Below are 8,885 nucleotides of genomic sequence, written 5' to 3' on the forward strand. Positions count from 1 at the left end.
CTCCGCTGCCGGGCCCGGCCGTCCCCCTCCGCTCGCTCCGCCTTCCCCGAGGACGCCCACATGAGCCCGGACCTCGCCCCCGGCACACCGGCCGGCCCGCCCGGCACCGAAGCCACCACTGCCACGACGTCCACCGCCACCGCCACCGCCACCGCCGTCACGGAATCCCACGCTCCGCTCACCCCGAAGTCCCTGCGCGCGATCGTCCGTGACCTCGCCGAGCAGCCCGACCGGTGGATCCACCACGTCCGGCTCTCCACCGACGAGCGCTGGTACCGACGGCTGGCGGCCGACGAGGACCACGAGGTCTGGCTGATCAGCTGGCTGCCCGGCCAGTCCACCGGGTTCCACGACCACGGCGGCTCGCGCGGCGCGTTCGCCGTCGCGCTCGGCGAGTTGGAGGAGCTCTCGCTCGGCGGACCGGAGCAGGGCCTGCTGATCCGCCGGATCACGGCCGGCACCGCCCGCGCCTTCGGCCCGGAATACGTGCACGACGTCCGCAACACGGCCGCCGGCCCCGCGGTGACGCTGCACGCCTACTCGCCACCGTTGAGCTCGATGGCGCACTACGAACTGCGGGCCGGCGGGCTGGTCCGCACCTCACAGGAAGGACCGGAGCAGTGGTGACCACGATCGACGACCTGGTGGAGCGCGCCCGCGAGGGCGTGCACCGGCCCCGCGCCCAGGAGGCCTACCAGGCGCAGCTGGACGGCGCGCTGCTGGTGGACATCCGGCCGGCGGCGCAGCGGGCGGCCGAGGGGGAGATCCCCGGCTCGCTGATCATCGAGCGCAATGTGCTGGAGTGGCGGCTCGATCCGACGGGCAGTCACCGGATCCCCGCGGCCACCGGGTACGACGTGGAGGTGATCGTGGTCTGCTCGGAGGGCTACGCCTCCAGCCTGGCCGCCGCCTCGCTGCGCGAGCTGGGGCTGCACCGGGCGACGGACCTGGACGGCGGTTTCGTCGGCTGGGCCGCCGCCGGGCTGCCGACGCGTCAGGGCGGCTGAGCCGCCGACCCCGCACGCCACCCGACCCTGCACGACACTCGCCCAGGCCTGCCCAGGCCTGCCCGGAGGCACCGGAGCCGAGCTCGGCTCCCCTCTTACCGGCCGCCCCAGGCGGACGGTAAATCAGGGACAGGAGATGATTCAGGTCATAGTCTGATCGGAGTTTCCGCCGGTCCGATGCTGGGCAGCCACGCGGGCGGAAGAACGCCCGGGCAGTTGATCCGACAGATGCGGCCGCTTCACGGGCCGTCACTTGTCGACAAACCGCCACGACCGACAGACCGACACCGTCGGCGCCACCACCGGGAGGCGCCGAGACAGAGGAAACTCCCCGTGATCAGATTCGACGGCGCCGGCAAGCGCCACCCCGACGGCACCATCGCCGTCGGGGGCCTGGACCTCGATGTGCCCACCGGCCGGATAACCGTCCTGGTCGGCCCGTCCGGCTGCGGCAAGACCACGCTGCTGCGCATGGTCAACCGGATGGTGGAGCCGACCTCGGGCCGGGTGCTCCTGGACGGAACGGACGTCGCCGAGCTGGAGCCCGCCAAGCTGCGCCGTGGCATCGGCTACGTGATCCAGCAGGCCGGACTCTTCCCGCACCGCAAGGTGATCGACAACGTCGCCACCGTCCCCTATCTGCTCGGCTGGGACCGGAAGCGGGCCCGGGCCCGGGCCGCCGAGCTGCTGGAGCTGGTCGGGCTGGCGCCCGAGACCGGCAAGCGGTACCCGTTCCAGCTCTCCGGCGGTCAGCAGCAGCGCGTCGGCGTGGCCCGGGCGCTGGCCGCCGACCCGCCGGTCCTGCTGATGGACGAACCGTTCAGCGCCGTCGACCCGGTGGTGCGGGCGGGGCTCCAGGAGGAACTGCTGCGGCTGCAGTCCGAACTGCACAAGACGGTGCTCTTCGTCACGCACGACATCGAGGAGGCCGTCCGGCTCGGCGACCAGGTCGTGGTGCTGCGCGAGCAGGGCCGGATCGCCCAGCTGGCCGATCCGCACACGCTGCTCACCGCCCCCGCCGACGACGACGTCGCCGCCTTCCTCGGCCGCGACCGCGGGCTGCGCGGGCTCGGCCTGCGCCCCGCCACCGCCGTCACCGTCCGCCCGGTGGCCGACGGACTGCGCTACGGCGGGTGGGAGTTGGTGCTGGACGACGAGCACCGCCCGATCGGCTGGATCGACCGGGACGCCCCGACCACCGCCCTGCACCCGGCGGCCGGGTACCACCCGGAGGCCGACACCCTGCGCACCGCGCTGGACGCGGCCCTCCTCTCCCCCGCCGGCGTCGCGGTCGGGCTGGACGCCGCCGGCCGGGTCACCGGCACGGCGAGCCGCGAGGCCGTCCTGACCGCCCTCGCCGCAGCGCCCTCGGCGGCGCCCGCGCCCAGGACCGACGGGATGAGGACCGACGGGATGGCGATGGCCAAGGCACACGACACGCCAGGGACGGACGAGGCACCCACGACGGACGAGGCCGGCGGAGCCACCGGTGGACGATGAACCGATCGTCCGGTGGTACTGGATCGGCGACCACCTCGGCTACCTCGGCGACCTGCTCGCCGACCACGCGGTGATCGCCCTGCTCCCGGTGCTGATCGGCCTGCTGCTGGCCGTCCCGCTCGGCCTGGCCTGCGCCCGCTTCCCCCGGCTCTACCAGCCGCTGGCCGCCGTCTTCAACGTCGTCTACGCGCTGCCCTCCCTGGCGGTCTTCGTGGTGCTCATCCCCTACACCGGCCTGGCCACCCAGGCCACCGTGATGATCCCGCTCACCTTCTACGCGGTCGCCGTGCTGCTGCCGACCACCGTGGACGGCCTGCACGCCGTCCCGGACCCGGTACGCCAGGCGGCGACCGCGATGGGCTACGGCCCGTGGCACCGGCTCGCGGCCGTCGAACTGCCCGCCGCCGTGCCGTACCTGGTCGCCGGGCTCCGGGTCGCGGCGGTCTCCAGCATCTCGCTGGCGAGCGTCGGCGCGCTGGTCGGGCGCGGCGGACTCGGCTACCTGTTCATCGACGGCTTCCAGCGCACCTTCCCCACCCCGATCGTGGCCGGCATCGTGCTGATCGCCGCGCTGGCGCTGGCCGTGGACCTGCTGCTGCTCGGGGCCCGGCGGCTGCTCGCGCCCTGGGCCGTCCGGGAGAAGGGGGCCGGCCGATGAACTGGCTCTCCTGGCTGGGGGACTTCTTCTCCTCCCCGGACCGCCGCAGCGGCCCGGACTCGATCGTGCACCGCGTCGCCGAGCATCTGCTGCTCTCCGGCGAGGCGCTGCTCTACGCGGCCCTGCTGGCCGTGCCCCTCGGCCTGCTGATCGGCTACACCGGCCGCGGCGCCACCGTCGTCACCTCGCTGGCCGGCGCCGCCCGCGCGCTGCCCACGCTCGGCCTGGTGACGCTCGCGGTGCTGCTCGCCGGGGTGGGCGACACGGCCGTGCTGATCCCGCTGGTCGCGCTCGCCGCGCCGCCGCTGCTGGTCGCCGCCGTCGAGGGGGTGCGCGGTACCGATCCGGACGTCCGGGACGCGGCGCGCGGCGTCGGTCTGACGCACCCGCAGGTCCTGTGGCAGGTCTGCCTGCCGTCCGCGCTGCCGACCCTGCTGGCCGGGTTCCGGACCGCGACCGTCCAGGTCGTCGCGACGGCCACGGTCGCCGCGTACGTCGGCCTCGGCGGTCTCGGCCGGTACGTCATCGACGGGCTGGCCACCCGGAACTTCGCCGTGACGGTGGGCGGCGCGCTGCTCGTGGTGCTGCTCGCGGTCGGCGCCCAGCTGTTCTTCGCGCTGCTCGCCCGGTACGCGCTCCCGCCCGGGCTTCGCGCCCAGCGCCGGTCCCGCTCGTCCCGCCCGTCCCGGTGATCCCGCTGAACCTGGCGATCCCGGTGATCCCGTTCGTTCCGCTGATTCCGTTCGTCCCACCGATCCTCATCCGCTCCGAAAGGACACGTATCACCATGTCGACACCTGCACGCCGCCGAAGCGGCCACCGGGCCCTGCTCCTGGGCACGATCGCCGCACTCGCCCTCGGCGCGACCGCCTGCTCCTCCTCCGGCGGCGACCCGCTGGGCGGCGGCTCCTCCACCTCGGCGGCCGGCGCGGGCTCCGGCTCGACCGTGGTCATCGGCTCGGCCAACTTCCCCGAGAACGTACTGCTCGGCTCGATCTACTCGCAGGCGCTGAAGGCCAAGGGCGTCAAGGTCGACGAGAAGTTCAACATCGGCAGCCGCGAGGTGCTCTACGGGCAGTTGCAGAACGGCAGCCTGACGGTGCTGCCCGAGTACAACGGCGCGCTGCTCGCCTACCTCGGCGGCAAGGCGACCGCGCCCACCAAGGACGAGGTCAACGCGGCGCTGGCGAAGACCCTGCCCGCCTCGCTGGCCATCCTGGACTCCTCGCCCGCCGAGGACAAGGACACCCTGAGCATCAGCCAGGAGAGCGCCGACAAGTACCAGCTGAAGAGCATCGAGGACCTCGCCGCCAAGGCGGGCGAGTTCACCATCGGCGGCCCGCCCGAGTTCAAGACCCGCCAGGAGCAGCCGCTCAAGGACGTCTACGGGCTGACCTTCAAGGAGTGGAAGCCGACCGGCGAGACCACCGCCAACGCGATCAAGGACGGCTCGATCCAGATCGGCAACGTCTTCTCCACCGACCCGAAGATCGCCCAGCTGAAGCTCGTCCCGCTGGCCGACCCGAAGAACCTGTTCGGCGCGCAGAACGTCACCCCGCTGGTGAACAAGGCCGCGATCGACGCCCCCGCCGCCGCCGCGCTGAACGCGGTGTCGGCCAAGCTCGACACCGCGGGTCTGGCGGCGCTGATGAAGAAGGTCGCCGTCGACAAGGAGGACCCGTCCGCCGTGGCCAAGGAGTGGCTGAAGGCCAACGGCCTGGGCTGAGCCCGGCGGCACGACCGGTCGGCGGCGGCCCGGGAGGGGAACGGCCTCCCGGGCCGCCGTCGCTTCGCCGCCAGGGGATCTTCCCTTGGGCGGCGCGAACATGACAGTGTGGCGGAATGCGCACTCGTCTCCTCGCCGCCACCCTCACGGCGTTCGCCGCGGTGAGCCTCACTGCCTGTTCGTCCGGCTCGGGTTCGAGCGGCACCGCGGCCGGCTCCCCCACCGCACCGGCCGCCACCACCGCATCCGCGCCGGGCACCCCGGCTCCCGGCTCCACCGCCGGTGCCACCGGCGCGCCGACCGCGGCGGCCACCCCGCCCGCCCCGACCGCACCCGCCGTGCCGCCCACGGGCAGCCCCGACGGGCCCGCGTCGGGATCGGCCTCGCCCGGCGCACCCGATGCCCCCGACACCCCGGCGCCGCCCAAGCCCGCGCCGCCGGCCGACGCGGGACTGCCCGCCAAGCCCGGCTCGGACGAGACCGCGAGGCTGGTCGCGGCGCTCGACGCGATCGACCCGGCGATCGTCGGCGGCAAGCCCGACCAGGCCGTCGACCGGGCCCGCAACCAGTGCCAGTCGATGTACCAGTTCCCCAAGGACCGGGCCAAGTTGGTCGAGCTGGCCAACCAGCGCTTCACCGCCCCCGACCACCCGCAGGGATTCGGTGCCGAGAAGGCCGAGAAGATCCTGGACGCCCTGCGCACCACCCTCTGCCCGCCGGCCTGACCTGCTGGCCCTTCACCCATTGGCCTATTGGCCCATTGGCCCGTGAACCTCTGGCCCGTCGCCCCACGGCCGGGCCGGGTCGCCCCGAGCAGCCCGGTGTCCTGAGCACCGGGCCCAGCCCGGTGTCCTGAGCATCGGGCCGCCGTGGCCGCGCGCAACGACCGGCGCGCGGCCACGGCATCCTGCGCACACGGCACCGTGCGGCCGCCCGCGCCGCTCGGCACCCCGACGGCACCACGGCGACATTCGTCGAACTGCCTTACGAGGTGAGGATGGGGCGGTGTACCGTCGTCACCAGGTGAGCCGGGAAGACTGGTCGGCATGATGCCGACGCCTGCCCGAGGAGCGCCATGACCACCGAGCCGAACACCTCCGTCGACGCCGCCCAGGAGCATCTCGGCCCGCTGGTGCGGGTCGGCGACCGGTGGATCCTCGGCGACCACGAGGGCCGGGCCCATCTCACCTTCGAACCCGAGGGCCTGGTGCACCGCGTGACGGGCCGGGACCCGCACCTGGTGCCGTGGGAGCGGCTGATGGAGCTGGGCGTGGCCGTCACGGTCGACCGGTTCTCCAGTTCGAGGATCGGCGGCCTGCTGAGCAAGACCGCCATGTCGACGCGCGGCTCCTGCCTGCGGGCCATGGTCCGGCACCCCTACGACATGTGGTCACCGGAGTTCAGCCACCACCGCGGGTTCTACTCCTCCCGCGAGATCGTGCTCCTGCAGGTGCTGCTCGGCACCGTCGTCGACCGGAAGCGGTCGGAGCTGCTCGGTGACGACGCCTGGCTGACCGCCGCCGTCCACCGGATGGCGGAGCACCGCTTCGCCTTCAAGTGGCGCAGCCTGGACGACGCCACCGGGATCGTCGACGGGCTGCTCGCGCGCGCTTCCTGAGGAGTCGCCGGACGGGGCGGGCCACTGCGCTCCGGGCCGCCGGAGCGGCGGTGGTCGCACGGGCCCCCGGTGAATTCGCACCCGGGGGCCGATGGCGCCCGAGGGTCGTCGCCCACCCCGAGCGGATGGTTCGTCCGATGACGGCCGCACTCGTCGGCTGACGAACTGTCAGGACTATTGACAGACGAGTGGTCTAGTCCAACCATAAGCATGTCGATCCGACCGGGATGCACTGTGGGGGTGTGACCACCGGCGGCTGAGGCATCACCCTGCCCTGCTCCACACCGCCCCCGACCCGCACGGCGACGCGTGCCCACGCAGCGCCTCCACCCGTTCCGCGTGTCCACGGGGGTGGTTCCGCACGCCCGCATGCCGTACGCCCCCACCACGTCCCGCAGTTCACCGCTCCACCGCTCGACACCTGTGCGGCTACGCACGTCCACAGTTCCGCAGCGCAGTCCCAGCACTTCACCAACATCCTGCCCCACCACGCCTGTTGGAGAGACTCATGCGTCTACGCAGAACAATCCAGGCGGCTCTGACCGCCTGTGTCACACTGGCCGCCTCGGCCGGCCTGGTCGCCGCCGGGACGGCCTCGGCCGAGGCCGCCACCCCGCTGCCCACCCGGGTGTTCGCCCCGTACTTCGAGGCCTGGACGGGCCAGAGCCCGGCCGCACTGGCCGCCCAGTCCGGTGCCAAGCACCTCACGATGGCGTTCCTGCAGACCGCCACCAAGGGATCCTGCACCCCCTACTGGAACGGCGACAGCTCCATGCCGGTCTCGCAGGCCACGTTCGGTGCGGACATCGCCACCATCCGGGCCAACGGCGGCGACGTGATCCCGTCGTTCGGCGGCTACACCGCCGACAACACCGGCACCGAACTCGCCGACAGCTGCACCGATGTCAACCAGATCGCGGCCGCCTTCGAGAACGTCATCACCACGTACGACATCAGCCGGATCGACCTGGACATCGAGGACAACTCGCTGACCAACACGGCCGGCATCGACCGCCGCAACAAGGCGATCAAGCTGGTGCAGGACTGGGCCGCCGCCAACGGCCGCTCGATCCAGTTCTCGTACACGCTGCCGACCACGACCGGCGGCCTGGCCGCCAGCGGTCTGGCGGTGCTGAAGAACGCGGTCACCAACAACGCCCGGATCGACGTCGTCAACCTGATGACCTTCGACTACTACGACAACGCCGCGCACGACATGGCCGCCGACACCCAGACCGCGGCGACCGGCCTCTACAACCAGCTGGCCAAGCTCTATCCCGCCAAGACCCCCGCGCAGCTGTGGGGTTCCATCGGCGTCACCGAGATGGTCGGCATCGACGACTTCGGCCCGGCCGAGACCTTCACGGTGGCCAACGCGACCACGGTGTACAACTGGGCGGTCACGAAGGGCATCAACACGCTCTCGTTCTGGGCGCTCCAGCGTGACAACGGCGGCTGCCCGGGCACCGGCGCCCGGGACGACTGCTCCGGGATCAGCCAGGGCACCTGGGACTTCAGCCACATCTTCTCCCAGTACACCGGCAACACCCCGGTGGGCAACGACTTCTCGGTCGCGGTGAACCCGAACTCCGGCACCGTGGCGCCCGGTTCGTCCACCAGCGCGACGGTCTCCACCGCCGTCACGGCCGGCTCCGCACAGAGCGTCAACCTCACCGTCACCGGCGCCCCGGCCGGCGTCACCGCCACCGTCACCCCCGGCAGCGTCACCGCCGGAGCCACCGCCACCCTGAACATCACCACCAACGCCGCCACCACGCCCGGTAGCTACCCGCTGACCGTCACCGGGAGCGCCACCTCCGGCAGCCACACCGGCAGTTACACCCTGACGGTCACCGGGGTCACCCCACCTGGCGGCCTGGTGAACGGCGGCCTGGAGACCGGCAGCCTCGCCCCGTGGACCTGCCAGGGCGGCGGGGCGGTGGTCGCCACCCCGGCCCACTCGGGCTCGCACGCCCTGCAGGCCGCGGCGACCGCCGGCCAGACCGGCCAGTGCGCGCAGACCGTGACGCTGTCGCCCAACACCTCGTACACGCTGAGCGGCTGGGTCCAGGGCAGCTACGCCTACCTCGGCGTGAGCGGCGGTGCCACCGCCAGCACCTGGGCGAACGCCTCCGGCTGGACCAGGCTGACCGTTCCGTTCACCACCGGCGCCGCCGGCACCGTGACGGTGTACCTGCACGGCTGGTACGGCCAGGGCAACGTCTTCGGCGACGACTTCAGCATCGCCTGACCCGTCCGCGCGGACGAACCCCGGTTCGTCCGATCACCGGGCGGCGCCGGATCCGTAGCGTCGGTGAGGTCAGCAGAACCCCCGTCGGGACGGAGAGTCCGATGACCGGCCTCGTCAACATCCTC

At 72.7% G+C, this 8,885-nt stretch carries 9 protein-coding genes; all 9 read left to right on the forward strand.

All coding sequences use genetic code 11. The features are described 5' to 3' along the window. Window positions 1-60: 60 nt before the first annotated feature. Complete coding sequence (locus AB0J08_RS14500; protein ID WP_360632355.1) at window positions 61-627, forward strand: cysteine dioxygenase family protein; 567 nt, start codon at window positions 61-63, stop codon at window positions 625-627. Then, window positions 621-1,007 carry a rhodanese-like domain-containing protein gene (locus AB0J08_RS14505; RefSeq protein WP_360632358.1) on the forward strand — a complete coding sequence of 129 codons (387 nt, stop codon included), beginning with the start codon at window positions 621-623 and terminating at the stop codon, window positions 1,005-1,007. The genes AB0J08_RS14500 and AB0J08_RS14505 overlap by 7 nt, the downstream gene beginning before the upstream one ends. 333 nt (window positions 1,008-1,340) lie before the next feature. Further along, complete coding sequence (locus tag AB0J08_RS14510) at window positions 1,341-2,507, forward strand: ATP-binding cassette domain-containing protein (protein WP_360632361.1); 1,167 nt, start codon at window positions 1,341-1,343, stop codon at window positions 2,505-2,507. Next, the gene (locus AB0J08_RS14515) at window positions 2,497-3,165 is read left to right on the forward strand and encodes an ABC transporter permease (RefSeq protein WP_360632364.1); all 669 of its coding nucleotides are present in this window, start codon (window positions 2,497-2,499) and stop codon (window positions 3,163-3,165) included. The genes AB0J08_RS14510 and AB0J08_RS14515 overlap by 11 nt, the downstream gene beginning before the upstream one ends. After that, window positions 3,162-3,857, forward strand: a complete 696-nt coding sequence (locus tag AB0J08_RS14520; RefSeq protein ID WP_360632367.1) for an ABC transporter permease — start codon at window positions 3,162-3,164, stop codon at window positions 3,855-3,857. Before AB0J08_RS14515 ends, AB0J08_RS14520 begins: the two co-directional genes overlap by 4 nt. 95 nt (window positions 3,858-3,952) lie before the next feature. Then, window positions 3,953-4,891, forward strand: coding sequence for an ABC transporter substrate-binding protein (locus AB0J08_RS14525; RefSeq protein WP_360632370.1), 939 nt, complete (start codon window positions 3,953-3,955; stop codon window positions 4,889-4,891). 116 nt (window positions 4,892-5,007) lie between these two features. Beyond that, window positions 5,008-5,616, forward strand: a complete 609-nt coding sequence (locus AB0J08_RS14530) for a hypothetical protein (protein ID WP_360632373.1) — start codon at window positions 5,008-5,010, stop codon at window positions 5,614-5,616. A gap of 350 nt (window positions 5,617-5,966) precedes the next feature. Next, a complete protein-coding gene (locus AB0J08_RS14535; RefSeq protein WP_360632376.1) occupies window positions 5,967-6,509 on the forward strand; it encodes a hypothetical protein in 543 nt (180 codons plus the stop codon). A 508-nt stretch (window positions 6,510-7,017) separates the two neighbouring features. After that, the gene (locus tag AB0J08_RS14540; protein WP_360632379.1) at window positions 7,018-8,760 is read left to right on the forward strand and encodes a glycosyl hydrolase family 18 protein; all 1,743 of its coding nucleotides are present in this window, start codon (window positions 7,018-7,020) and stop codon (window positions 8,758-8,760) included. The last annotated feature ends 125 nt before the right edge of the window (window positions 8,761-8,885 follow it).

This window comes from Kitasatospora sp. NPDC050463, assembly GCF_040655255.1.
Lineage (GTDB): Bacteria > Actinomycetota > Actinomycetes > Streptomycetales > Streptomycetaceae > Kitasatospora.

Coding starts and splice junctions, on each gene's coding strand:
- AB0J08_RS14500 (WP_360632355.1), top strand. CDS start 61: ATGAGCCCGGACCTCGCCCCCGGCACACCGGCCGGCCCGCCCGGCACC.
- AB0J08_RS14520 (WP_360632367.1), top strand. CDS start 3,162: ATGAACTGGCTCTCCTGGCTGGGGGACTTCTTCTCCTCCCCGGACCGC.
- AB0J08_RS14525 (WP_360632370.1), top strand. CDS start 3,953: ATGTCGACACCTGCACGCCGCCGAAGCGGCCACCGGGCCCTGCTCCTG.
- AB0J08_RS14530 (WP_360632373.1), top strand. CDS start 5,008: ATGCGCACTCGTCTCCTCGCCGCCACCCTCACGGCGTTCGCCGCGGTG.
- AB0J08_RS14535 (WP_360632376.1), top strand. CDS start 5,967: ATGACCACCGAGCCGAACACCTCCGTCGACGCCGCCCAGGAGCATCTC.
- AB0J08_RS14540 (WP_360632379.1), top strand. CDS start 7,018: ATGCGTCTACGCAGAACAATCCAGGCGGCTCTGACCGCCTGTGTCACA.